The following is a 23,936-nucleotide window of genomic DNA, read 5'->3' on the forward strand; positions in this document are numbered from 1 at the left end:
AGAAAGATTGCACAGGAGGTAACCATACTCCATACTTTTTTTGTCTAGAACAGGGAAAGACCTGCACAGAGCCCAAACATTGGCTCACCCTGCAAAATTGGGGTATATTCTCAGGAAGGAGATTTCCTGTGGACAAGCAACAGATACAGAGACGCAACTATGCAGCCTTCCTGGTGCACGCCTTCTTCCTTGCCCTGACGATGAACTTTATCGACATCAACACCGTTGTCCCCAACATGCTCGCTGAAAGTGGGGCAACAGCCCTGCATATGGGCATTCTCTCCTCAATCATGATCGGCGGGGCAAGTTTCATGCAGCTGCTCTTTGCAGGGATCATCTTCCCCCTCAAAAGAAAGAAGCCAGCCTTGCTTGCCGGAATCTATCTGAGGGTCGCCGCCCTCATGGCCCTGGGCATCTTTGTACGGACACTCTCCGGTACTGGCCTTTGGAAGGTGTGGACCATCCTCGCCCTGATGACACTCTTCTCCTTCAGCGGGGCCTTTGCCAACATCTCCTATACCGATATCTTGGGACGGACCATCGAAGCCACACGCAGAAAGAGGCTCTTGACCGTAAAGCAGCTTATTGCAAGCGTGGGTGTCATTGCCTCCGCCCTACTCGTAAAGGTCATCCTCTCCTCTCTCTCCTACCCACGAAACTACGCCACCCTCTTTTTGCTGGCAGGGGGCTTGCTCATGCTGGCCACCATTGGATTCTGGATGATCAGGGAGGAGGATGCCCCCATGGGGGAGCAGCTCTCCCTGAGTCAGAGGTTTGCTGCCTTTGGCAAGGTCATCAAGGAGGACAGGAACATGCGCCTCTACCTGCTGCTCATAAACACCAGTGGGGTGATACTCTCCACCATCCCCTTCCTCATCCTCTATGCCAGGACCAGATTCCCCATCGATGGCAGCCTTACCGGGACCTTCCTGCTGGTCCAGATGGCGGGATCCCTCCTTGCCAACACCCTTCTGACCTTCTTTTCACAAGGGCAAAGGTACAGGAGACTGCTCTACCTATTTGTGGCCTTGGCTTTCGCCACCCCCCTCATAGCCCTCCTTTCCTCAGCCTCACCACTCTCCTTCTCCCTGGTATTCCTGCTTACAGGAAGCACCTCGGCCCTCTACCAGATCGTCGCTCCAGGGGTGTTGCTGGAAATTTCTACCGATGAGAACCGGCCCCTCTATGCAGGCCTTGCTGGGGCCGGGTCGCTGATGAACATCCTCTACCCCATCCTGGCAGGATTTTTGGTACCGGTCCTGGGCTTTGGCATGGTATTCGCCCTCACCAGCATCTACATCCTTCTTGGCATCTATGCGGCCTTTGCGATACGGTGCGAAAGAATTAGCTAATAGGAACAGGTCTTACTAGTTGACTATTTAAGTAGCTTCAAATATAGTTGATAGCAATACAACTATTTGGAGCATACATGAAACATCCTCTTCTTTCCATCCTCCTTGCCATGACCCTCGCAACCTCCCCTCTCTTTGCAGGACCTTCCTTCAGGCCCTTCGTCGAGACAGAACAGGGGACCATCGGCATTCTGAGCCACAACTACCAGAATGGAAACTCAAAGGGTGAGAACCCTACCTTTGACTTTGTCACACAGGGCGGGCAGGATACCCTCTCCCCATTCGGCAGATACTCTGTAGGGGCAACCATTGCAGATGTCCATAGAATCTGGTTTACCTACCAGCCCTTGAACCTGGTAACGAACGTCGTGTTCCAGTCAGATGTGGAGATCGGGCCTACCAAATTCCTGGCTGGTTCCCCCATGGAACTCACCTACAGCTTCCCCTTCTACCGGGCCACCTACACCTACGACCTGCTGAGCAAGTATGACAATGCATACCTGGGCATCGGCCTTGCAATGCAGATCCGTAATGTCTCCATCCGGTTCAACAAGCTTGACGGAACCCAGCTCTATGTTGCCCAGAATGTTGGCCTGGTACCCGCCCTCGCCCTCTACAGCGAGTACCGTTTCCCCTTTGGCCTAACCTTCAGTGCCGATATTGCAGGTTCGTACGCCAACTCCTCCTTCTTCAACGGGGCAACCTATGACTTCAGCGGCTCAATCCTCGATGCATCCCTGAGCATGGCCTACGACCTACCTGAAGGCTTTGCACTCTTTGGGACGCTGCGCTACTTTGGGGGAACCTCAGACGGCAAGAGCGGCAAACCTGCAAAGACCTGGACCGAGAGTGCCGAGCGGTACTCCTCCAACAACATCGCAACCTTCACGGCATCAGCTGGGCTCTCCTGGACTGGAATGTAGAAAACCCTTCCCTTGTGAATAGTGCGTAGAGGTGTGGCCGATTTGTTTAGAGAACAAATCTGCCATACCTTGTTTCTGTAATCATAGAAGTTAGAGCTTTGTTTCTTTTGTCAGTGTGGTAGACTGGTCCCATGAAACACATTCTGATGACCGGTGCTGCTGGGGGGCTCGGAAAGGCTGCCCTGGTTGAGCTTGCAGCAAGGGGCTATAGGATATTTGCCCTTGATATTGCCATTGAGAACCTTATGGGATGCTCCTCTGCTACCATTATCCCCATCCAGTGTGACATCACCGACGCTCACTCCCTTCTTTGTGCAAAGGAGAAGGTCCAGGGCCTGACTGACAGGCTCGATGCCATCATCAATGTGGCAGGTATCTTTGCCATGCACTCCCTTTCCGAGGTTGACCCGACAGAGGTTGAACACCTCATTGCCGTCAACTGCATGGGCAGTGTGAGGGTCAACCAGACCTTCCTTGACCTGCTCGTCCCCGGCCAGGGGAGGATCATCAACTGCAGCTCGGAGGTGGGGCGCTTTGCCGCCATCCCCTTCAACGGCCCCTATACCATCAGCAAGAAGGCCCTGGAGGCGTACAACGACACGCTACGAAGGGAGCTTGGCTTTCTTGGGTACAGGATCATCAAGATCCAGGGCGGGTCATTCCGGACCGCGATGCATGCAAGGACAGAAGAGCAGTTTGCCCATTTCAAGGAGACAACCAAGCTCTATGGCCCTACCCTCAAGCTATTGGAGCCCATCCTGAAATGGGAACTTAGGCACGTCCACGACCCAAGACACTTCACCAACGCCCTCATCAAGGCCTTGGAAGCAAAGCGACCTAAGAGTGCCTATCGGGTTAAGAACAGTCCCCTGCTGAAGCTTCTCACCATGTTTGGCCAGAGGTTTACTGACCTAATCTTTCTGGTTCTGGGAAGGATGGCTAGATAGAGGAAAAATCCTCATCTACAGTTCGATCCCACTCCCCTCAAGGTCCAGGGCTATCAGGCAGAGCTGCCGTAGGGTCTGTAGGACGGTGAAGGCAGCCTTGAAGCGGTCAAGCTCCTTGATCCGGATAGTACTCTCATTGGCAAGGCCAACAGAGGAGCGGATACGCTCCACCTCCACAGCGTTCTCCTTGAGCTGGTAGTCGTTCAGGGCGACGGTGAGGGAGAGCAGCAAGCCCTGGACATCCCTCTGGGTCTGCTCTACCTGGGTTTCCAAAGTTTGCCTGGCCTTCTCCACTTCAGCCTTTGCCTGCAACAGGCCTTCATCAGCTAGCGTTGAGGAGAGCTTTGTCGTGCTTCTGAACAGGTCCGATGCAGAAAACCCTACGGAGAGGGAGAAGGTAGGTTCAGAGCCCGTAAACAGTTCGCCAATTGAGGAGAAGAAGCCGGTTCCATCCCCTGGAGCGTAGTAGGGAGAGTACTGCAGGGAAAGGGTGAGCATAGGAGCGTCAGAGGGACTCTTCATCATCCTATCCAACTCTGCTGAACGAAGCTTGCCCAAGGCCTGGGCGTATGCAGGGTCCTTCTCCAATAGGTGGGAAAGCAATAGCTGCGAATCGAAAAGGATATCGGGGACAGAGGAGAGCATCTTTGGGTCGAGAGAGATTTGGGTAGGATACGCTTCATCTCCCCACAGCTGAGCCAAAGAGGAGCGAACACCCTCTATCTGCCGGTCGATCTCGGAAAGGGAGTAGCCCAGCTGGTTGAGCACAAGGGTTTTTGCCTCATAGGCATTTCGGCTTATCCTCCCCTTCTCCAGATCGAGCTGGGCATCCTTGAGGGTTGCCTGCTCGAGCAACAGCTGTTCCCCCAACAAAAAACGACTCTCAAGCAAGCTCTGCAGCAGGACAAGGAGGCCATTTCCCTGCGAGACAAGGCCACTTTTCAGCTGGTCGACAGAGAGCTTAGCCTTCAGTACCTCAATGCCCTGTTTCTCCAGCTTCTTCGAGCCATACCCGGTATCCAGAAAGCCATCACCTATCCACAGGGGCTGGTTTACTGTCAAGCCTACAGAAGGGGTATGTGTCCAGCTCCATTTCGTGCTTGCACTGCTGTTCAGCACATAGGTTGAACTCTCCTTTACATTGAGGACAGCAGTTCCTCCCGTTCCCAGTTTCTTCGTGACACTCCCCCCAACGGCCAGGGTGTGCTTGGTATCGAAGGTGGTTGAGGGAGGGGTGGTAGCCGTGAAGTTGGGAGTCCGGCTCAGGGAGTAGAGCGGACTTGAGGAGAGAGCGACGATGAAGCCCTGGTCCCTCACCTGGAAGGCGAGCTGCTCAGACTGCATCCTATAGAGGCCCTGAAGCTGCTCAAGGCTCAAGTTTTCTTTTTCAAGGGCTTCTTTCAGGCGTTGGTCAGCATGGGTGAGGGTTGGCAGCGATGGGTCCTGCCACTCTGCAAGAAAGGAGAGCAAGGCATCCAGTTGCAAGGGAACAATCTCACTCGCCTTCAGGTCATAGCTACCTGTCAGCGTTGGATAGGAGGAGGCGGCAAGAGGAAGAGAGGCCAGCAGCACGATCACTGTATATCGAAGAACAAACTTTCTCATGGGGTTTTCCTTTTCTTCTTGTCGTAGATGGTTCCGTACAGCATCGGGATGATGAACAACGCGGTCAGGGTCGAGAAGAGCAAGCCAAAGATGATGGTGCTTGCCATAGGTGACCATACCACCGACAGACCCCCGATTCCAATTGCGGTAGGAAGCAGGCCACCAATGGTAGTGAGCGAGGTAAGCAGGATGGGCCGCAGCCGTGTGCCTGCCGCCTCTGCTATGGCATCCCACTCACCCTTTCCACTTGCACGAAGCTCGTTGATGAAGCTGATCAGGACGATGGCATCATTGACGGCGATACCGGCAAGGGCAACGCCCGAGTAGATGACCGTCGTCGACAGGGGTGTCCCGGAGAAGAAGAGGTAGAGCACAACCCCAACAAAGGCAAACGGGACGGAAACCAGGATCAGGAGAGGCTGGCTATAGCTGTTGAACTGGGTTCCCAAAATGAGGTACATAAGGAAAATGCCGAGGATAAACACCCTGAGGATGTCGAAGATGAGGTTTCCGAAGTCACTGAACTCCCCACCCACGGAAAAAGCGACATCAGGGTAGCGGGAACTCAGGCTCTGCTGCCAGAGTTGGGAAACCTGGGCATTGATCTGTTTGAGGTCAAGATTTTCCGTGGCATTTGCCGTTACCGTAATCTCCCGCTTGCCTTCCACCCGCCTGATGGTTCCCAACGAGTTGTCCATCTCGATGGTTGCAATGCTGGAAAGGGGTATCAGCCTACCATCATCGGTGGGGATGAGCAGCTGCTCAAGGTCCTCGTACCGTTTGGAATCGGCGAGGTCGAACCTCACCACGATATCGATCTGTTCATTCTTTTCAAAGAACGTACCGGCGGGGATACTGTCAAACCGGGCCCGGAGGTAGGAGCCCACGGTTGCAACCTTCACACCCAATGCACTTGCGCGTTCCTGGTTGAGCCTCACCCGAAGTTCTGGGCTTCCTGGGACAAAATCGCTCTCTACGTTGGAAACACCATCGATGGAGGAGAGCAGGTTGATGATGGCATTGGAGGAGTCGATGATCTGCTTGTACTCGTCGCCCGAGAACCTGAAACTCAGGGGAGCAGAGGTAGGAGGCCCGTTCTGGGCCTTGCGGAAGAAGATCTGCTCAGAGCCGCTGACATAGTAGGTCTCGTCCTGCACCTCCTTGATTACCTCATCGATGCTTCGTTTCCTCCCTTCATCCATCTCAGCGAGGTCAACGGTTATCTGGGCCTTGGTGGAGTTTGCCTCTCCACTACCCAAGGTCCCGATCTTCGTGCTGATGGAAAGGATCTCCCCATTGCCAATCTTGGCCAACAACACGGCCTCATACTGGGAGACTATTTTGTCGGTCTGCTCAAGGGATGTACCCCTGGGGGTGTAGATCTCTATGTCGAAATAGCTGAAGTCCTCGGCGGAGAAAAGGTCCTGCCTGAGCATGCCGACCAAGGAGAATACCGCAACGGTCAGTACCAGGGCAAGGATGAGGATAAGGCCCTTGAACCGGTAGAGTTTTTTCAGCAGGCGAGCATATCCACCTTGGAGAGGGCCAAACCAGGCCCCTGGTTCCTTGGCCTTCTTCTTAGCCCCTTCCCTTGGCCCCCACTCTGCGTAGTGGCTGGGCAGGAAGAAGAGTGCCTCCCCGGTGCTTACCATCAAAGCTATGGTTACCGTAAGGGGAATTACCCTGAGGAACTTGCCGATGGTACCGGGAAGGAGCATCAAGGGCAGGAAGGCAGCAACGGTGGTTGCAGTAGCTGCAACTACCGGCCAGATTACCTGGTTGGATCCCTCGATGGCAGCATCGTGGCGGAGCATCCCATTGGCCTGTAGCCTGTAGGAGTTCTCGATGATGACGATGGCATGGTCAACGATGAGCCCCAGCACCAATACCAGGCCGAACAAGGTATTGGTGTTGATGGTCTCCCCCAACAGGTCCAGGATCAGGAAGGTCACGGCAAAGGTCACAGGAATGCCCAAGGCTGTTATGAGTGCATTGCGCAGCCCGATAAACAACCAGAGAATCAGAACCAGGAGGACCAGACCCATCAGAAAGTTGGTGGAGAGCACAGAGAGGCTTGAAGCGATCTGGATTGTTGAGTCATTGAACAGGGTGAGCTTGGCTCCGGTTGTACTGTTCAGGCGCGCCTCGTCAACAATCTTGGTGACACCCTCTACCACAGCCACCGAGCTGCCCTTGACAACCTTGGTGACCCTCAGGTTGACCGAAGGGCTCCCATTGAACCGTGCAAGGCTTGAGTCAGGGTCGAACCCGTCGACAACCTGGGCAACATCGCTGACCCTCACTACCCCCTCGGTGGTTGCCGAACGGCGTACGATGACCGACCCAAAGTCTGAGATCTCCTTGATGGAGCCCAAGGTCCTGAGCAAATACTCCCGGGAATCGGTACTCAGGGTACCGCTAGGGATGACGCTGTTCTGGTCCCCTATCGCCCTGACCACCTCATTTACCGTAAGGCCAAGGGCAATGAGACGGCTGTTGTCAAGGTTCACCATGATCTGCCGGTCAGGAAGCCCCATCAGCTCTACATCTGAGACATCCTGCACCTTCAGTATCTTGTTCCGCAGGGAAACGGCCTGCTGCCTCAGCTGCTCGTAGGGTAGGTTTCCGCTTATGACCACCTCAATGACCGGCAAGAAGTCGGCGGAGGAAAAGTCATCGACGATCGGCTGAAGAACCCCATCAGGAAGGGAGACCTGGCTAAAGCGTGTCTGCGCATCCTGGAAGAGGGACTTGAACTCCTGCTTGGAAATTCCATCATCAAACTCAACCCTGACGACAGAGAGCCCCTCGCTGGTGGTGCTGCTGATCTTCTTGAGCTTGTCCATGCCCTGGAACGCATTCTCCACCGGTATCGTCACTGAGGACTCCATGTCCTCTGCTCCGACCCCTGGGTAGGGGACGATGACATTTACCCAGAAGAACGGCACCTCTGCAAACTGCTCCTGGGGCAGGCGTACAAGACTCAGCAGCCCGAGGATGAGCAGTGTGAGCATCAAGATATTTACCAGGACAGGCCTCGTTACCGAGAACCTTCCTATGCTGAATCGGGAGCGTTCGTCCATGGTGTCCCCTTATAAGGTTTCTTGCGTTACGACTGAGCTGCCGTCAAGAATTCGCGAAAGAGCACTTACCAGGACGCTCTTTCCAGTAAGAAGGACGTCATCCTCAAGGCTTTCTACAGCACTCTGGTCGCCATACTGGTCAACAACCTTGACCAGGACTTTCCTGGCAGTGGTACCCTCTACCATGTAGACCGAGGTGGTCCCTTCACGAAAGACCAGGGCAGAATTGGGAACGAGGGTGTAGGTTGGCGCATCATCGTTGAATATGGTTACCTGGGCAGAAAGCCCTGCCTTGATGAGATTGGGCCTGGGATTGGTAAAATCCACAAGGACTGACCAGCTCCCTGTACGGAGGTCACTGCCGGCACTGATGGCACTGACAATGCCTTCGGCCTCAATGATTTCTGTCGGGGTGCGGAGGGTAATGATGGCCCTTGCCCCCTCCTTGATGAGGAAGAGCTGGTTCTGCCCTACTGGCAGGGTAAGGCGAAGCTGGTCGAGGTCAACGACCCTTACTACCTGCTGGCCTGCCTGGATAAGGTCACCAACCACCAGGCTGGTCTTCTCAGCGACACGGCCAGCTATCGGAGTGGAGATCATCATGTTCTTCAGGTTGTTCCTGGCCTGCTGCAGTTGGGCTGCAAGGCCATCGACACTGGACTGGGTCTGGGTAAGCTGGACAAGAGCGATGGCTCCCCGCTCATAGAGCTGTTCGTTGGCCTTCAGTTCCTTGAGGCTGTTGGTATATTGGTTTTCAAGCTGGCTTACGTTGAGAAGTGGGATGGTATCGTCAAGGACCAAAATCACCTGGTCTTTCTCCAGCTTTGCCCCAAGATTGAAATTGATGGATTTGATGACACCGGCACTTCGGGCCTTTACACTCACCTCTTCGCGCCCCTGGATGGTACCACTGCCTATGACCCGGTCCCTCAAGGGTGCAATCTTCACCTCCACAGCCGAGGAGACTACCTGGGTGTAGTCGGTAGCAGCCGCTACTCCATCAAGGACTAGGGGCTCTGCTGTTTTCTTTGTACAGGAGAAGAGTACCATCGAAGAGAGAAGAACTACGAGAAGACCCAGAGTCTTACCAGTTTGTTTCATGCGATACCTCATTATGGGGAGAAGCGTGTATGGCTATAGGAAAGAGAGAGGTGGAAAATTGGATAGTCATTATCAATAACGATACGGTATTTACAGATGTCTTACAAGATTCAGGGGACCACCCTCCCTCTATTTTATGAGGAATTTTCCAGCAAAAAATAGGGTATCAGGCTTCAAAGGAAGTCTTTCAGACCATTTATATGTACTTGCACTTATATTTGCATCTATGGTATGCTAGGGCCATACGAAATGCTGCATAGTGTTGAAATAGGTACACCTCTTGTGTACATGCCCTATACGTAGGACAGAAACGGCACTCATCAGGGCGGATTAACGCCATGCATCCATACAAGCAGGATATGAGCAACAAACAGACCGAACTTCTTCTCTTACGGGTAACTACCGCAGTGTGCCTAGCCTTTGGCATACTCAGCGTCGTTGCATCACGCAAAGCAAACTCCAATTCGATGCTGTTCGATGGACTTTACTCCTTGATCCAGAGCCTTTTCATTCTCGGATCAGGACGGATAGTGAACCTCCTGTTCCGCAAGGAAAACAGGAAATTCCAGTTTGGATACAGTGCCTTCGAACCCTTCTTCATCGCCATACGATCGACAGTGATGTTGCTTATGACCTTTGCCATTGCCGTAGGAGCCGTACACGCTCTCTTTACCGGTGGCTATACCATCGATGTGGGGATAGCATTCAGGATCTCACTTCTTTCGCTGGTCGTCTGCGTTATCGTCTATGCCGTACTTGCAATCCAGGCTAAAAGGCTGCTCTCCCCCGTTCTTCGTGTTGAGGCACGTTCCTGGCTTATCGATGCAGCCATCAGCCTGGCCTCAGTGCTGGCCATGGTGCTCATACACTTTGCCAACAAGGCTGGCCATGCCCAGCTTGCCCTCTATATTGACCCCATTGTCACCATCTTCTTCATCGTGGGACTTTCGCCCATGCTCTTTCGGCAGCTGCTGCAGAGTAGCCGGGAACTTTTGGGTGCAGCGCCTTCCACAACAGTGCAGAAAGACCTCGAACAGCTTGCAAAGCGACATGTAAAGATGGAAGGGTTCAAGAAATCTTCTGTCTTTGCCATCAAGCAGGGGCGAAGCTTGTCGGTAACCCTCTATTTCTACCTGCATGAGGAGAGAGGGCTGAGGGAACTCGATGCCATCAGGAAGCGGATTTTGCTCGATTTGCGCACCTACTCATCCTGGTGTGAGGCAGACGTTGTCTTTACCCTCGACCCAAGCTGGGTGCCGTTAGCTATGCCTTTGGCAGTAGCAAACGTGTAGGAACAATGAAAAAATACTGGATACATCTTTTGAAATGCCGGTAAAACAAAGATAGGCAAGAAGTTGCTAACCATCTCTTACCCTTTATTCTGGTTAGCTCTCTCCCGTAACAATTGATATGCAGCAATCTGATAGTGTTTTTCCTTTCCATTCGACAAGAGAAATGCTGTTTTGGTTGTACGGTTAGCGATCGCTTCTAGCTCTGGGGTGGTTTTACCTTGTAGTTCCTTTTTACAGGCAGTTAGCTTGGATTGTTCAGAATTGAAGATACTCATTCGGTTCATCCTTTTCATGTAGGCTTACCCTGCCCTGAATGTTCAATTATTCTTATCGAAAGCAATAGCATCGGCAAGGACTGCCTGCACTTCATAGATGTTGACATCCTTGTTGAAGGTCTTCTTGATTGCAAAAGGTGTTGAGGCAACCCATATGCTCAACTCTGCATTAAGGTCGAGGACACCAGCGGTCTCCACAGAAAATGCCACGATGCTTCTGAAGGGAACGGATTTGATTTCAATTTTTTTCCCTGTGATGCCCTGTACATCTATAAGGATAAGCCGGTTTTTTGTAAAGATGATATAATCCCTCACAAGTTTATAAGCAACCTCGATCTTTTCGTCTTTTGCGAGTATACTACCCCACTCTCTTGTCACATCTTCTACAGAAACGGAACTTGCATTTCCCACGAGCGATTGTAAAAATCCCATATTCACTCCTTCAAACTTTGCTACAGGTAAATTTTGTACAGCCAATAGCCATGCCTTCACAATAGCATAGATATGTCCTATGTCAACGAACACTTTTGTGTATTTCAGTTGTAGCAGTGAAGGTCAAAGCCTGGATTACAAGGTCCCTGATGCGCCATAACGGCCATCTACCCGAGAAAGAGGTTTAGGAACAAGGGGTATTTCTTCCTTGCAAAGGATGAGATGTGCAAAACTGTGCATTGAACTTCAGTGCTGTTCTCCAAGAATGGGCAGCCAGTCCAGCACCCTCTGGATGTTCCTGTCCCAGTAGTCCCAGGTATGGCTTCCCGGCTCCTCATGGTAGGTGATGGATAGCTTTTCTGAGAATGAAGAGCAGAAACGTACGTTCCCTGCATAGAGAAAATCCTCGGTCCCACAGCTCATGAACAGCTCTGGCTTTTGGCAGGTGAGGTTGCCTGCCAAGGCGAACAGATCATGCTCACCTCCTGCAACCTGTGAAAGGTCCCCAAAGGTGTTCTCCATCTCGCCGGCAAACGGGGAGTCCTCCTGTTGGTCCCTCAACCCTACAAGGTCCAGTGCCCCCGAAAGGCTTGCTGCATAGCCATACTGCTCGGGCCTTGATAGGGCGAGCTTGAATGCGCCATATCCCCCCATGGAGAGCCCTGCCACAAAGGTGTCCTCCCGCCTGTCGGAGATGTTGAACATCGCCTTCATCACAGAGGGAAGCTCATCGGCTACATAGCTATAATAGGGGTATCCCCGCTTTTGGTCGGTATAGAAGGAGCGGTGTACCGATGGCATCACCACAACCAGGGGGAGATTGCTCACATACCTCTCGATCGAGGACATCCTGTACCAGCTCGTCTCATTCTGCTTGAGGCCGTGCAGTAGGTAGAGTACCTTGTACGGGCCCTTGAAAAGGGGTTTACGGTCCTCAGGAGTACGTTGGCTTGCCTGAGGAAATATGATGGCCACTGAGCTGTCCATCATCAGGGTATCAGAAAACAGGGAGAGGTGTATCAAGGCCATGCGATCCTCCAGCCAGGGATGATCCTTCCATCCTACAAAGGTAGCTGGCCAGATGCAAGAGGAAGTGAGGGATGCTCGGAGGTGGAACTCTTGTAGCTTTGTTGTCAAGTACCCTATACTCATTGTAATTAATCGGCAGTTGGTGGGTTATACTGTCAAGGTGGGAAGCAGGTATGGGCATACACAAGAATATGGCAAAACAATCTTTCAAACTGTGGTCTACCCTCAGCCTCATGCTGCTGGGCCTGCTTTTTCTTTCTGGTTGTGGGGTATACAGCAAAGTACCCCCAGTCAATCCAAAGGATATGCCTACATGGTCAGGTCCCTTGGTGGAAAATGCCGACCTTGACAACGTAAAGATCTACATCAAACCCAACCAGAGAACCATAGTGCTCAACATGGAAGAGCTTGACGGGGACCTGCGGATTCTCCTCTCCGACTACGAGCTATCCAAGGGAGAGGGAGAGGCGATACCGCAAGATACCTTTGTCGAGGAACTCTCAGTAAACGTCCCCCAGAATGGAAGCTACGTCCTGGTGATCAAGAAAACCAAGCCTTAGGAAACCTGAGGTAGATTGTATAGGAATAGGGGCAGCCAGTAGGCTGCCTCCTGTATTGGAACTAGCATCGAGGCTCCGTTCAACCCTGGGAAGAAATCCATTTCACAGCTGTTTCACCAGGAGAAGCAACTCCTCACAATACCCTTCCCGATAACGAAACCCACAGGGGATGGCGCCAACCTGCCGAAATCCAAATTTCTCATAGAGCTTGGTCGCTCGGGTATTGCTGGCCACCACCTCCAGTTCCATCTGGCTGAATCCTGTTTGCTTTGCACTATCGAGCAGGCTGGCCAGCATCAGGGAACCTATACCCTTTCCCTGTTGCCCATGGGAAACAGAAATCCCCATCTGGCATCGATGGGCGACCTTGTAGGAAGAACCAACAGGGGAGAAATCACAGAGGGCGACCAGTTCCTGGCCGAGGAACCCACCCAACAACAGGTTGTTCTCAGACTTTTCTGCGCCTTCAAGAAAGGCCGCCTCATCCTCAATGGCCATCTGCCATTCATCACCATAGCGTGCCAGGAACGGTGAATTGGCATACATGGCGCCCATATAGGGAACCACTTGGGAAGCATCCGCTTTTTCAAGCGAACGTATGACCAGTTCGTTACACTCTCCGAGTAGGTATGTTTGTTCTCTCTTGTGCATGGGCCAAGCATACCGTAGGTCCCAGAGGCAACTCAAGCCTATGCGGGTCAGCTGATCACATGGGCGCTTATGGGTTCAAAGGTAAGGCCTACCTCATCGCCAACCTTATAGAAGCCTTCAAGGACCGGGTTGTAGGATATGGCGACAACAGGCTCACTCCTGCCCTTCACCTCTATCTCATACTCCATGGTCGCCCCGAGGTAGACCGCTTCCTTGACCGTCCCATTGAAAAAGGCCTCTGGGCTCTGGCGGGTTATGTGCAGCCCCTCAGGCCTGATGACGATGGTGGCACGCTTGCCCATCTTGATGTCCTTGTTGAAGGTGGGAAAGGTAAACTCCCGTTTGTTGATCGCGATGGTTACCTGTTCGTTGAGGCTGGTTACCGTCCCGGTGAAGAAGTTTGCCCGGCCTATGAAGTCTGCAACAAAGTGGTTGACAGGCCTGCTGTAGATCTCAAAGGGTGTACCCAGCTGCTGGATGACCCCTTTATCCATCACCATGATCCTGTCACTTACAGTCATCGCCTCATTCTGGTCATGGGTCACATAGATGCTGGTGATGCCGAATTTCTGCTGGATACGCCTGATTTCGGTGCGCATCTGGTCCCTCAGCTTGGCATCGAGGTTGGAAAGCGGCTCATCGAAGAGCAGCACCCTCGGCTTGTTGACGATTGCCCGTGCAAGGGCAACCCGTTGCTGCTGGCCTCCCGAAAGCTGGCTGGGCTGGCGGTTGCCTAGGGCAGAGAGGCCCATGGTCTGCATGATCTTGTCGACCTCGACCTTGATCTCAGATTTCTTGAACCCCTTCAGCTCAAGGCCGAAACCGATGTTCTGGGCAACGGTCAGGTGGGGGAAGATCGCATAGGACTGAAAGACCATCGAGGAGTTGCGTTTGTTGGCCGGAAGGTCGTTGACCAGCTGCCCATCAATGTAGACATCCCCCTTGGTCTGCTGCTCGAAGCCGCTGATGATGCGCAGCGTGGTGGTCTTTCCACACCCTGAAGGTCCCAGGAAGGTGACCATCTCCCCTTCCCGAATCTCTATGTTCACATTGTTGACCGCAGTGAACTCCTTGCTCTTATCGTCCTGGTCGGTGAATATCTTTGTTACGTTTACCAGTGTTACACTCATGTCTCTGCTCCTAGCGGGTAAGTATGGAACTGTTCGTATGGTATTTGAGGCGCAAGAACAGTTTGATGGCAGCCATAGCTACCAAGATGATGGCGACCAATATGAGGCTGAAGGCTGCTGCAGAGCCAATCCTTCCACTCTCCACCTGGCTCATGATCTGCACCGTCATGAGCTTCCATCGTGCCGATACCAAAAAGATGGCCGCGCTGATGGCTGTCATGCTTCGGACAAAGGAGTAGATGAGGGCACTGAAGAAGGCGGGGATCATAAGCGGCAGGGTTACCTTCCTGAAGGTTGTGGTGCTGCCTGCTCCCAGGTCGATGGCGGCCTCCTCAATGGAGGGGTCGATCTGGCTGAGGACAGCCACCCCGCCCTGCACCCCTACGGGAAGATAGCGGAAGATGAAGTTGAACATCAGGATGGCAAGGGTGCCGGTAAGGTAGAAAGGCGAATGGTTGAAGGCAAGGATATAGCCGATACCCACAACAGTTCCGGGGACAGCGAAGCTCAACATGCTTGAGAACTCCATGAACCGTCTTCCAAAAAACTTCTTTCTCACTACCAGGAAGGCGATGACCATGCCAAGGACCCCGGCGATCGGGGTGGAGAGGCCAGCTATGACCATCGTGTCGAGCACCGACTCGAAGCCCACCCTGAAGACATACCTGAAGTTGTCCAGGGTAAGGAGAGCGCTGTTTCCCCAAGATTTGGCGAAGGCACCCCACACGATGCTTGCATAGACGAGGATGATGAGCGATGCGATGAGGCAACAGAGGGCAAACAGGGCCCAACGGGCACGGTTGCTTACCATGGTGTTGGATGACTGGGTAGGTTTTCCTGTAACGGTGACATACTGCTTCTTGCTAACCCAGTACTTTTGCAGCATATAGGCAGAGACCGAGGGGACCAGCAGGATGAAGGCCAAGGCCGAACCCCTGGCAAAGTTCCCCATGCCGGTAATTTCAAGGTAGGCCTGCACCGAAAGGATGGGGAACTGGGCCCCTGCAAGCACCAGGGGGTTTCCGAAATCAGCAAGGGACTCCACAAACAACACCAGGACAGAACTGGCTATGCCTGGGATGGAGAGAGGCAGGGTAACCTTCCTGAAGATGGTGAAGCGGCTACCCCCAAGGTCCATCGCAGCATCTTCCAACGTGGGACTGATGGACTCCAGCACCCCGCGCAGGGTGATGTAGGCCACAGGAAAGAAGGTAAGGATCTGGGCAAAGAGCAACCCTTTTGGCCCATATGCATTGGCATTGTCCATCCCCAGGATGGTGGAGCTGACAAAGCCGTTTCGCCCAAACAACATGACTACAGCAAGCGCTCCGATAAACGGGGGGCTGATGATGGGTATGGTAGCAATGAGGTTGAAGAACTTCTGCCCGCGTATGTTTGCGCGTGTCAGCGAGAAGGCAAAGATGTAGGCGATGAAGGTTCCGATGACAGCGGTGGCCGCACCCATCCAGAGGGAGTTCCACAGCGCCTTCATATAGTAGCCGTTGCTGTAGGTCATCACCGAGGTGAAGTTCTTCACGGAAAACCGTCCATCTACCTGAAAGCTGACGATACAGACCTTTAGCAAGGGATAGATGATAAAAAGGATGAGGGCAAGGGTAAGCACAACAATGACACTGAGCAGCAAGGGGTCCTTGCTCAGCTTTATCAGGCCATGCCACTTGCGTTGCACAAAGGATTTGTTCATTGGTACCTCAACAGACAAGGGAAGAAAGCGGTGGTGAGCCTTTGGCGCACCACCGAATTACACGATACAAACCGTCGTTATTTCTTTGCTGAAAGAACCTGGCTAACCCACCGTTCGACCAATTCGGTCTTGCGTGAGCTATAGTAGGCAAGGTCTACGCCAACCACATCCAAGGTGGAGAAGGCAGGCATGACAGGGTCGATCTCAGCATCGGCGATGACAGGGTAGAAATAGGTCCCGGTTGCCTTCAGGACATCCTGGCCCCTCTTGCTTACCAGCCAATCCATGAAGATCTTGGCAGCTTCGTAGTTCTTGGCTCCCTTGAGGATGGAGGCAGCAGGGAACTCAAAGCCAAACCCTTCGGTTGGGAATACGATCTCGACTGGCTGGCCGTTGGCCTTCATCTGGAAGAATGCCGGGGAGAACTGGATGCCAATTGCTGCGTCCCCGACGTTTACTCCCTTGGATGGGCCGGTGCCTGAAGAGGTGTAGGTCTGGACGTTTGCATTGAGCTTGGCCATGTAGGTAAAGGCTTCATCTTCACCCATGATCTCGATCAGGGAGTAGATCATCGTGGTGGCTGTCCCCGATGCCTGTGGGGTCGGCACCTGGATCAGGCCCTTATACTCTGGCTTCAGGAGGTCAGCCCAGCTCTTGGGAACTGCGGCTCCCCGTTTTGCAAGGGAGGTGGTGTTGACACCAAAACAGAGGGGGTTCATGTAGAAACCTCTCCAGTAGCCATCGGGATCCTTGAACTCGGCACCAAGGGCTTCGAAGGCAGCACCCTTGTAGGGGACTGTCAGGCCATCGACCTTGGCTGTGACATGGTTGTCACTTGGGGCCCCGAGCCAGACATCGGCCTGAGGGCGGCCACTCTCGGCCTGGATCCTTGTAAGGGCAGGTCCTGAGGAGAGCTGGACAAAACTTGTCTTGATCCCGGAATCCTTGGTAAAGGCGTCAAGGATCTTCACGGCATTTGCTTCATCGACACTTGCATAGACCACCAATTCCTTGGCAGCAGAGCCATCTTCCTTCGAGCCTTGGGCAACAAGTGGAGCGAGAACCATGAGGACAACAAGCAACAGCAACAGAGTCTTTTTCATTCTTACCTCCAAATAGCATAATGAATATACTATTCTACCATTGATTTGGGGGTTAGCAAGACAACGTATTCGATATCTGCAAGCAATTCCGTTGCTAGGTAGGGAAATACGCAAAAGGTGAACCAGAAATTGAAGTATGGGGAAATTGACCTATGCCCCTATTCGGCAAGGGTGATGGAGACCAAGGTATAGACACCCTCAGAGACCTCAATCCAGACAAAGCTCCCATACTTCATGTCCGGGCCAAAGCGTAGGGGGACCTCTATCACATCATTGCCCCTGATCGCCTTGCCTACGGAGATGGAGGACTGGGGGAGCAGTTTGGCAAGAACCTGGTCATAGGTGCGGGTAAAGGCAAACCGGAGGTCTTCTGATACATACCGTTCTATCCACTCCTTCGAGTAGGCCATTGATAGGGCCTGAGAGGAGAGTGCCTCAACACTACCCTCCTCAGGCTCTATCAGAAGGCCAATGGAAGGATCCTGGGCAAGGGTCGGTGTGCCATAGGCAAAGGAGAGCTGGGTGCCCAGAGGTAGGGCCGAAAGGGGTATCGCCATGCATAGCAGGGCAAGACCGAGGATGCATCTTCTCTGTATTCTCATATCCCTAGGTGTAGACGATGGGGCCCGATTTGTCAAACCTTTGTGGTTGCCGTGATACAGAAGCTGTGGGCAAAGGGCAACCCAATCCCCCATTGCTATACTTTACACAAGAAGAAGCGTCGCTTACTATGCAGGTATGAATACCGCTACTGCAAAAGCCCTCTCAAGCCTCTATGCCCACTATGATGTAACCATCCGCGACCCCCTATGGAAGGATATCCACCTCAGCGAGCCACTGAAGCGTATCTATCTCTCTCCTGCCGTTCAGAAATTGGGGAGGATCAAGCAATTGGGGCCGACCTTCCACCTCTATCCAGGGGCTGTGCATACACGACTAGACCATAGCCTGGGGGTCTACCATATCAGCTACACCATCCTCACCAACCTGCTCAGGCAGGCCTTGAGCACAGGGGAGGAGACCCTGCTCACCGAAGAGGGGATGCGGACCTTCCTCTGCGCTGCCCTCCTGCACGATATCGGCCATTTCCCCTTTGCCCATTCGCTGAAAGAGTTGCCCTTACGGTCCCACGAGGCCATTGCAGCCTCCCTGATCGAAGAGGATTCCCAACTGCATGATGCAATCCTGGACTCAGGGTGCTCGCCCGCCCTGGTTGCGGCGATCATCGACGAAGGGCGGTTATGCGAGGACCCGGAGCTCCTCTTTTACCGAAGCCTGCTCTCAGGCGCCCTTGACCCCGACAAGCTGGACTACCTGAACCGGGATGCATTTTTCTGCGGAGTTCCCTATGGCATGCAGGATGTCTCCTACATTACCAGCAAGCTTATGATCTACCAGGGAAAGCCCGCCTTGCCTCTCCATGCCGAAGGGTCGGTCGAGCATCTGCTTTTCAGCAAGTATCTGATGTACAAGAATGTATATTGGCACAAGAGTGTCCGTAGCGCTACAGCGATGATCAAGAAGGCCTTGCTGTGTGCCCTCACTGAAGGGGTGCTCACCGCTGAAGACCTCTATGTGCTGGACGACGAGCAGTTCTTTACCCTACCGGACAAACTCAACTACAGGCCGATGGAGCTTTTCTCCCAGGTCAGGAACAATATCTTCCTCAGTTGCCGTCACGAACAGGATTTTGACGGGACCAGGGCCCTCGACCGGCGCTGCACCTCCCTTTCCGAACGGATGGGCCTGGAGGAGTCCCTCTGCCAGAGACTTAGGTCTGACTTCGGTTACAAGGGCCTTGAGAGCCATCAGGTGGTCATCGACATCCCCGAGCCGATCCTCTTCGAGTCGGATATTCCCCTTATCCAAAACGACGGGACTGCAATTCCCTTTGACAGGGCCAATACGGTTTTCTCACAAGATGTGGGAAAGGTATTTACAAAAAATCTAAGAAAAACCAGAATCTTCACACCCCCCTATGTATCGAAAGAGGCTGTAGAGAGGGCATTGGAGTTCTGCTGACATGAATGAGGTTCTAGAAAAACGTTCGTACACCACGCTCATCGACGGGGACATACCCCCTTGGGTGATGCGTTTCATAAAACATACAGGCAAGGCCATCAACACCTATTCCATGATTAAGGAAGGCGAGAAGGTCCTGCTCTCCGTTTCAGGGGGGAAGGATTCGCTCTCCCTCGCCCTCGCCCTCTCCCTCAGAAGGAAGTGGATGCCCATCAAGTATGAGCTACAGGCTGTGATGATCAACTGGATCGAACACCCCATCCCGGAGGAGTTCCGTCCAAGGCTTGCCAAGTATTTTGCAGACCTCGACATTGAGTTCACCATCAAGGACGAGAACCAGTACCCGGCCTCCTTCAAAGGGGAGTTTAACTGCTACCTCTGTTCCAGAAACCGAAGACGGATCCTGTTCGAAGAGTGTGAAAAGAGGGGCATCTACCTCATAGCCATGGGCCATCACCTCGATGATCTGGTGGAGACGACGATGATGAACCTCTGCTTCAGGGCCAGCTTCACCACCATGCAACCTGTCCAGCCCTTCTTCGACGGCAAGATCCAGATGATACGGCCCATGATCGAAATCCACGAAAACAGCCTGAAACAGCTTGCACTCTCCTATGACCTGCCTGTTGTCAAACCGGTATGTCCCTACGACCAGTCAAACATCAGAGCCCAACTCAAACCCCTTATCAAGGAATTGTCACACATGGACAAGTATGCAAGGGAACACATCTACAACGCCCATAGCTTTGAAGGCCGACTGTAACCTCTTTACCCTGTGCGAGGTTTACATGTGTGACCCTTATGTGTAATCTTAGTGGTAGGGAGGAGAAAAAGCCTGTGAGCAAACGAATTTCAGTTTTTCTGGTAATTTTGCTCGTTGTGCTTTCGCTCCTTAGTGCAGAAGAGAGCCAACCTGCACAAGGGACCATACAGACACCCCCTGTAAACCTGGGGCAAGCTCAATTGGAGGACACCGTAGGGAGCCTTCTTGAAGGAACCGCCACATCGGATGGTTTTTTCAGCCTCTCCTTTGCCCCTGACTTTACCTTTGGCAAACTCTCCTTCCAGCTTGCCCTCAAGCTCCAGGGTCAGGCAACAAATAACCCGGTAGATCTCTCCTTTGATTTCTCCGATTGGGCCCTGAGACCCAAAACAGCTGAGGAAACAACAGCCGATTACCTATTTGCTGCGTTGGCGCAGTACAGCTCCTTCATTCGGTACATCCAGTGGGGCGAAAGGTACGAGGACATCTACATCCGCTATGGGAAGCTGGCAGGAATCACCCTGGGTGACGGGGCAATCCTCAATGGATTCTTTGACTGGGGCGTCGATAGCCACGCTACCCGCCCAGGCCTGGATGTTGCCATCGACGGAAACCTCCTGCACATCCCCAATGCGGGCTTTGAGTTTGTTACCAACGACCTGTTTGAGCCGACCCTCTCTGCCTGGAGGGTCTATGCCCGCCCCTTCTACCCCTATGAGAACTCCTTCTTTGCAAACATGGAGGTTGGGGTCAGCTATGCTGAGAACCCTTCTGCATCCTTTGCTGAGGGATCTGATGACAGCCACCATACACGAAAGCTCATCGCCATTGACCTAGGCATCCCCCTGCTCAAGCGGGAGTTCTTCAACCTTGCCTTCTTCTCAGACCTGTTGGTACAGACCCCAGGGGCAAACACACCAGCTCCTGGCATCGCCACCCGGTATGGCATATGGGGGCACTCCAAGAGCTTCTTCATCTTCAACACCAGCCTGACCATCCCCTCCTTCGGGACCTATTACCCCGACTATTTCGATTCTGGCTTTGAAGCGTTGACGGCAGAGGATCGAGAAAACTCGGTCCTCGAAATAGGATCGATGAGAATCGATGCGTTGGCTGGGCTGAACTTTACCCGCCTGGGTGCCTATCTTCGGGCAAACATCCGTAGCGATTATAGCGACGGGAACTTCTTTAACTACAAATTCCTTGCAAATGCAAGAATTGACAAACGGTTATTCAATATCGTTTCACTGGACTTGAGCTATGAAAAGCTTTATCCTACCAGTACGGATGAAGCTTTCTTCGAAGGTCTCTCTACGTTGCGCAATGTGGACATTGAGGCTTCGGCCATCATAAAAGTCAAACCTTATTCGTTTACCATTGGCCTTAGTATGATCTTTGATGAACAAGCTAAATCGACGTTGGTAGTAGATACCGCAGTCAGGATTGCAATCCTATAACTTCAGGTGAGGGAGAATATATGAGTCGGGTGCTAAAAAGAGTATGTCTTGCCTTGGTGGCCATGTTGGTATTGTTCCCCATTGCCGCTGAGGATTCTGTATTCATTGGTGATGGTGACATCGGCGGGATTCGCCTGTTTGACAGCCAAGGTACCAGACTGGAATCGACAGCAGAAGTTGCCTCCAATATCGGGCAGGGATGGATAATCCACAACCCCGATACCCCAATCCTCATCATAACCCCAAAAGGCTCCATCAACCTGTATGAGGACTCCATCCTCATAACAGGAGATCTCATAAGCAGGAACCCAAGCCTCTACCTCGTGAAAGGAAAGGCCACCTTCACTACCTATGACATGGAAGGGGGAACCCTTTCGGTTGCAACCCCCGTCTCCCTGTTCAAGCTCACAGGAGATGGGGAGATGTTTGTCATCACCGATGACAACGAAGAGTCGGTGACATCCTTCAGTGGGGAGGTCACCTCCTTCAACTCGATAACCAAGGCCACGAAGCACATCGCTTCCTTCCAGAAGCTTCTCATGCAGGAGAGTCTTGCAACAGCAAAGCAGATTCCTGCAGGCTACTACCTGACCTATGCAACCTACCCCGACCTGATGCTTGCAAAACAGCTGATCAGTGAGATGGCCAAACCGGTCATAGCTCCGACACCAAGAGCTCCCAAGGTCTCTTCAGTGCTCCTGAGGCCTGCCAAACCCTCCACCCCAGCCACACCAGGGGTCATCATCATGCCTTCAACAGCACCAACCTTCACCTCGGTTGAAGAAAAGATGCTTACCCTCCCTCCAGAGCCCTCCTATCTCTCAGTCAGGACAGAACCGGTCAAGGTTCCCCAGGCCCCAACAACCCTCACCTCCACCTGGATCCCCAAACCAAAGGCCCGTATCGTAGTAACGGTCAGACCCATGGCACCACAAATGCCTACCACCCCCACCAGCAAGGTCGTGGCTACCGCAGAACTAGCTATTCAGGAAGAACCGGCACTACTTCCAGAGGCAACTCCTTCAGTATATGAAGAGCCTCAGGTAACAATCGATAGGGCAGAGGTTGCAGTACAGGAGCCAGTGGTTGAGAGTGCACCAATTGCCATTGAGGAACCTGTGACTGTTGAGAGTGAAACAATGGCCACTCAAGAGCAAGCACCCACGGTAGCTGAGGAAAAGGTTCCCCTGAAAGAGAAACCCCAGGGGATCCTCTCCACAGTGGAACAGAAGACAAAACCAGGCTCCTTTGGTTTGGAGGCCGCCTATAGCTTTGTCTTTGACGGCACCGACAACGACAGCATGAGCCACGCACTCTCCCTCAAGCCCTATTTCACCTACAAGAATGTTTCCCTGATCTTGCAAGCTTCGGTAACCACCGAGGACTTTTCGACCTATAGTTCCAACGTGACAGACATCCCGACAGGCACCCTCCCCCTGATCTCCTACGGCTTTGGCTTCATCGATACCCTGCGCATCGGGTACAGCTCCTCGCCGTTCTTCCTGGCCTTGGACAAGAGCCATCACCAGTCATCCTTGCTCGACCTCTTCTACGCCCCTGCATTTGGAGAGAGCAACAAGCTCAGCCTCTACAACAAGATTGAGGTGGGAGATTTTTCCTCCACCATCTATTTTGATGACCTCTACCTTACCCGGCTTCTGGCAAACAAGAGCCAATACGGATCCTTTGCCCTGACCTACGCAAAAAGCGAAGGCTATCGCTTTGCCTTCTCCCTGGGAGCCTTGGCCAAGATTACCCCTTCATGGACGGTTGACCTCTATCCCAACATCAACTTCCTCTTCCCGATCATTGATGTCCGTACGACCCAGCTCAACGCACTGGTGATGGCCAGCGGGTACCTGCCAACCTACCCTACTGTTGATTTCTCACAGTTTGTTGACGCTACCCTCTCTTCCTTCTTTCCAAACTATCTGCTCAGCGGAGGGCTCTCCCTCAAGCAGGGCCCGTTCTTTGCCAAAATCCTGGCCTCCATCAGCGACGGTGAGAACAGGAACCTCTTGATCAGCGACCTCTCCTACGCTTTCGACACCTCCTACAGCTCAAGTTTCGATATCCTGGCACAGGCAACCTATGAGGGGGAACACTTCAAGGCAGACCTCCTACTGAATCTTCCCTTTGACAACAACCTGCGCATAGTCACCGGCAACCTCCCCTACAAGGCAGATTTCAGCCAACTTACCCTCTCCTACAAGCAGAAGGGAGTCACCATCTCCCTCGGCCTTCAGGAGATGGGCGTCTCCGAGACCCTCACGGGCATCCTCGATGGAAGCAAGGCGATAACCACACTCTTCGGTGGGCAGACAGCAACCTCGTTCCTCTCTGTTGCATATTCGACAGGGGATCTGACCTTGAAGGTCAAGGCAGACTACCCACCTGACACAACGCTCTTTACCACGCCAAGGGTTACCGTTTCGGCACTCTACAAGGTAGGGATGCAGTTCTGAGGATGAGGGCCTTCGGGCCCTTTCCTTTTGCCCTTCGTTGA

Annotated in this window: 20 protein-coding genes; 9 read left to right on the forward strand and 11 right to left on the reverse strand. The window is 52.9% G+C overall.

Going from position 1 to position 23,936, the window contains the following annotated elements; all coding sequences use genetic code 11:
* The first annotated feature begins 128 nt into the window (after positions 1 to 128).
* The 3 genes from ROJ03_RS04230 to ROJ03_RS04240 all read left to right on the forward strand — a co-directional run bounded on the left by ROJ03_RS04230 (position 129) and on the right by ROJ03_RS04240 (position 3,222).
* The gene (locus ROJ03_RS04230; protein ID WP_313725745.1) at positions 129 to 1,352 is read left to right on the forward strand and encodes an MFS transporter; all 1,224 of its coding nucleotides are present in this window, start codon (positions 129 to 131) and stop codon (positions 1,350 to 1,352) included.
* Between the two features lie 77 nt (positions 1,353 to 1,429).
* On the forward strand, positions 1,430 to 2,275 hold the full coding sequence (locus tag ROJ03_RS04235; RefSeq protein ID WP_313725746.1) for a hypothetical protein: 846 nt from the start codon (positions 1,430 to 1,432) through the stop codon (positions 2,273 to 2,275).
* 131 nt (positions 2,276 to 2,406) lie between these two features.
* Positions 2,407 to 3,222 (forward strand): SDR family NAD(P)-dependent oxidoreductase, encoded by an 816-nt coding sequence (locus ROJ03_RS04240; protein ID WP_313725747.1) that lies wholly within the window; start codon positions 2,407 to 2,409, stop codon positions 3,220 to 3,222.
* A gap of 15 nt (positions 3,223 to 3,237) precedes the next feature.
* Here ROJ03_RS04240 and ROJ03_RS04245 read toward each other — a convergent pair whose 3' ends face one another.
* From ROJ03_RS04245 to ROJ03_RS04255, 3 genes are read right to left on the reverse strand one after another with little or no spacing between them, the layout of a single operon-like run.
* On the reverse strand, positions 3,238 to 4,827 hold the full coding sequence (locus tag ROJ03_RS04245) for a TolC family protein (protein WP_313725748.1): 1,590 nt from the start codon (positions 4,825 to 4,827) through the stop codon (positions 3,238 to 3,240).
* A complete protein-coding gene (locus ROJ03_RS04250; protein WP_313725749.1) occupies positions 4,824 to 7,910 on the reverse strand; it encodes an efflux RND transporter permease subunit in 3,087 nt (1,028 codons plus the stop codon). The genes ROJ03_RS04245 and ROJ03_RS04250 overlap by 4 nt, the downstream gene beginning before the upstream one ends.
* Before the next feature lie 9 nt (positions 7,911 to 7,919).
* Entirely contained in the window at positions 7,920 to 9,011 is a 1,092-nt protein-coding gene (locus ROJ03_RS04255; RefSeq protein WP_313725750.1) for an efflux RND transporter periplasmic adaptor subunit, read from the reverse strand.
* 359 nt (positions 9,012 to 9,370) lie between these two features.
* Between ROJ03_RS04255 and ROJ03_RS04260 the strand changes: the two genes are divergently transcribed.
* Positions 9,371 to 10,303, forward strand: coding sequence for a cation diffusion facilitator family transporter (locus ROJ03_RS04260; RefSeq protein WP_313725751.1), 933 nt, complete (start codon positions 9,371 to 9,373; stop codon positions 10,301 to 10,303).
* 77 nt (positions 10,304 to 10,380) lie between these two features.
* On the opposite strand, the gene ROJ03_RS04265 is transcribed toward ROJ03_RS04260, so the two are convergent.
* From ROJ03_RS04265 to ROJ03_RS04275, 3 genes are all read right to left on the reverse strand, one after another.
* On the reverse strand, positions 10,381 to 10,578 hold the full coding sequence (locus tag ROJ03_RS04265; protein WP_313725752.1) for a hypothetical protein: 198 nt from the start codon (positions 10,576 to 10,578) through the stop codon (positions 10,381 to 10,383).
* 42 nt (positions 10,579 to 10,620) lie between these two features.
* Positions 10,621 to 11,010: a PH domain-containing protein gene (locus tag ROJ03_RS04270; RefSeq protein WP_313725753.1), complete on the reverse strand. Its 390-nt coding sequence runs from the start codon at positions 11,008 to 11,010 to the stop codon at positions 10,621 to 10,623.
* A gap of 246 nt (positions 11,011 to 11,256) precedes the next feature.
* Entirely contained in the window at positions 11,257 to 12,039 is a 783-nt protein-coding gene (locus tag ROJ03_RS04275; protein ID WP_313725754.1) for an alpha/beta hydrolase family protein, read from the reverse strand.
* Positions 12,040 to 12,230: 191 nt separating this feature from the next.
* On the opposite strand from ROJ03_RS04275, the gene ROJ03_RS04280 reads away from it, so the two are divergent.
* The gene (locus ROJ03_RS04280; protein WP_313725755.1) at positions 12,231 to 12,599 is read left to right on the forward strand and encodes a hypothetical protein; all 369 of its coding nucleotides are present in this window, start codon (positions 12,231 to 12,233) and stop codon (positions 12,597 to 12,599) included.
* Positions 12,600 to 12,701: 102 nt separating this feature from the next.
* Here the strand turns inward: ROJ03_RS04280 and ROJ03_RS04285 are convergent, their stop codons facing one another.
* The 5 genes from ROJ03_RS04285 to ROJ03_RS04305 form a co-directional block, all read right to left on the reverse strand.
* The gene (locus ROJ03_RS04285; RefSeq protein WP_313725756.1) at positions 12,702 to 13,250 is read right to left on the reverse strand and encodes a GNAT family N-acetyltransferase; all 549 of its coding nucleotides are present in this window, start codon (positions 13,248 to 13,250) and stop codon (positions 12,702 to 12,704) included.
* Between the two features lie 47 nt (positions 13,251 to 13,297).
* Positions 13,298 to 14,380 carry an ABC transporter ATP-binding protein gene (locus tag ROJ03_RS04290; protein ID WP_313725757.1) on the reverse strand — a complete coding sequence of 361 codons (1,083 nt, stop codon included), beginning with the start codon at positions 14,378 to 14,380 and terminating at the stop codon, positions 13,298 to 13,300.
* A gap of 10 nt (positions 14,381 to 14,390) precedes the next feature.
* Positions 14,391 to 16,085 carry an iron ABC transporter permease gene (locus ROJ03_RS04295; RefSeq protein WP_313725758.1) on the reverse strand — a complete coding sequence of 565 codons (1,695 nt, stop codon included), beginning with the start codon at positions 16,083 to 16,085 and terminating at the stop codon, positions 14,391 to 14,393.
* A gap of 77 nt (positions 16,086 to 16,162) precedes the next feature.
* On the reverse strand, positions 16,163 to 17,188 hold the full coding sequence (locus tag ROJ03_RS04300) for an ABC transporter substrate-binding protein (protein WP_313725759.1): 1,026 nt from the start codon (positions 17,186 to 17,188) through the stop codon (positions 16,163 to 16,165).
* A 158-nt stretch (positions 17,189 to 17,346) separates the two neighbouring features.
* On the reverse strand, positions 17,347 to 17,790 hold the full coding sequence (locus tag ROJ03_RS04305; protein WP_313725760.1) for a hypothetical protein: 444 nt from the start codon (positions 17,788 to 17,790) through the stop codon (positions 17,347 to 17,349).
* A 136-nt stretch (positions 17,791 to 17,926) separates the two neighbouring features.
* On the opposite strand from ROJ03_RS04305, the gene ROJ03_RS04310 reads away from it, so the two are divergent.
* From ROJ03_RS04310 to ROJ03_RS04325, 4 genes are all read left to right on the forward strand, one after another.
* Positions 17,927 to 19,210, forward strand: a complete 1,284-nt coding sequence (locus ROJ03_RS04310; protein ID WP_313725761.1) for an HD domain-containing protein — start codon at positions 17,927 to 17,929, stop codon at positions 19,208 to 19,210.
* A gap of 1 nt (position 19,211) precedes the next feature.
* Positions 19,212 to 19,973, forward strand: a complete 762-nt coding sequence (locus tag ROJ03_RS04315) for an ATP-binding protein (protein ID WP_313725762.1) — start codon at positions 19,212 to 19,214, stop codon at positions 19,971 to 19,973.
* 74 nt (positions 19,974 to 20,047) lie between these two features.
* On the forward strand, positions 20,048 to 21,430 hold the full coding sequence (locus tag ROJ03_RS04320; RefSeq protein WP_313725763.1) for a hypothetical protein: 1,383 nt from the start codon (positions 20,048 to 20,050) through the stop codon (positions 21,428 to 21,430).
* 20 nt (positions 21,431 to 21,450) lie between these two features.
* The gene (locus ROJ03_RS04325; RefSeq protein ID WP_313725764.1) at positions 21,451 to 23,895 is read left to right on the forward strand and encodes a hypothetical protein; all 2,445 of its coding nucleotides are present in this window, start codon (positions 21,451 to 21,453) and stop codon (positions 23,893 to 23,895) included.
* The last annotated feature ends 41 nt before the right edge of the window (positions 23,896 to 23,936 follow it).

It is taken from the genome of Sphaerochaeta sp. PS (assembly GCF_032144095.1).
Lineage (GTDB): Bacteria > Spirochaetota > Spirochaetia > Sphaerochaetales > Sphaerochaetaceae > Sphaerochaeta.

Coding starts and splice junctions, on each gene's coding strand:
- ROJ03_RS04315 (WP_313725762.1), top strand. CDS start 19,212: ATGAATGAGGTTCTAGAAAAACGTTCGTACACCACGCTCATCGACGGG.
- ROJ03_RS04295 (WP_313725758.1), bottom strand. CDS start 16,085: ATGAACAAATCCTTTGTGCAACGCAAGTGGCATGGCCTGATAAAGCTG.
- ROJ03_RS04255 (WP_313725750.1), bottom strand. CDS start 9,011: ATGAAACAAACTGGTAAGACTCTGGGTCTTCTCGTAGTTCTTCTCTCT.
- ROJ03_RS04305 (WP_313725760.1), bottom strand. CDS start 17,790: ATGAGAATACAGAGAAGATGCATCCTCGGTCTTGCCCTGCTATGCATG.
- ROJ03_RS04290 (WP_313725757.1), bottom strand. CDS start 14,380: ATGAGTGTAACACTGGTAAACGTAACAAAGATATTCACCGACCAGGAC.
- ROJ03_RS04260 (WP_313725751.1), top strand. CDS start 9,371: ATGAGCAACAAACAGACCGAACTTCTTCTCTTACGGGTAACTACCGCA.
- ROJ03_RS04325 (WP_313725764.1), top strand. CDS start 21,451: ATGAGTCGGGTGCTAAAAAGAGTATGTCTTGCCTTGGTGGCCATGTTG.
- ROJ03_RS04235 (WP_313725746.1), top strand. CDS start 1,430: ATGAAACATCCTCTTCTTTCCATCCTCCTTGCCATGACCCTCGCAACC.
- ROJ03_RS04300 (WP_313725759.1), bottom strand. CDS start 17,188: ATGAAAAAGACTCTGTTGCTGTTGCTTGTTGTCCTCATGGTTCTCGCT.
- ROJ03_RS04250 (WP_313725749.1), bottom strand. CDS start 7,910: ATGGACGAACGCTCCCGATTCAGCATAGGAAGGTTCTCGGTAACGAGG.
- ROJ03_RS04245 (WP_313725748.1), bottom strand. CDS start 4,827: ATGAGAAAGTTTGTTCTTCGATATACAGTGATCGTGCTGCTGGCCTCT.
- ROJ03_RS04285 (WP_313725756.1), bottom strand. CDS start 13,250: ATGCACAAGAGAGAACAAACATACCTACTCGGAGAGTGTAACGAACTG.
- ROJ03_RS04280 (WP_313725755.1), top strand. CDS start 12,231: ATGGCAAAACAATCTTTCAAACTGTGGTCTACCCTCAGCCTCATGCTG.
- ROJ03_RS04310 (WP_313725761.1), top strand. CDS start 17,927: ATGAATACCGCTACTGCAAAAGCCCTCTCAAGCCTCTATGCCCACTAT.
- ROJ03_RS04275 (WP_313725754.1), bottom strand. CDS start 12,039: ATGGCCTTGATACACCTCTCCCTGTTTTCTGATACCCTGATGATGGAC.
- ROJ03_RS04265 (WP_313725752.1), bottom strand. CDS start 10,578: ATGAGTATCTTCAATTCTGAACAATCCAAGCTAACTGCCTGTAAAAAG.
- ROJ03_RS04240 (WP_313725747.1), top strand. CDS start 2,407: ATGAAACACATTCTGATGACCGGTGCTGCTGGGGGGCTCGGAAAGGCT.
- ROJ03_RS04270 (WP_313725753.1), bottom strand. CDS start 11,010: ATGGGATTTTTACAATCGCTCGTGGGAAATGCAAGTTCCGTTTCTGTA.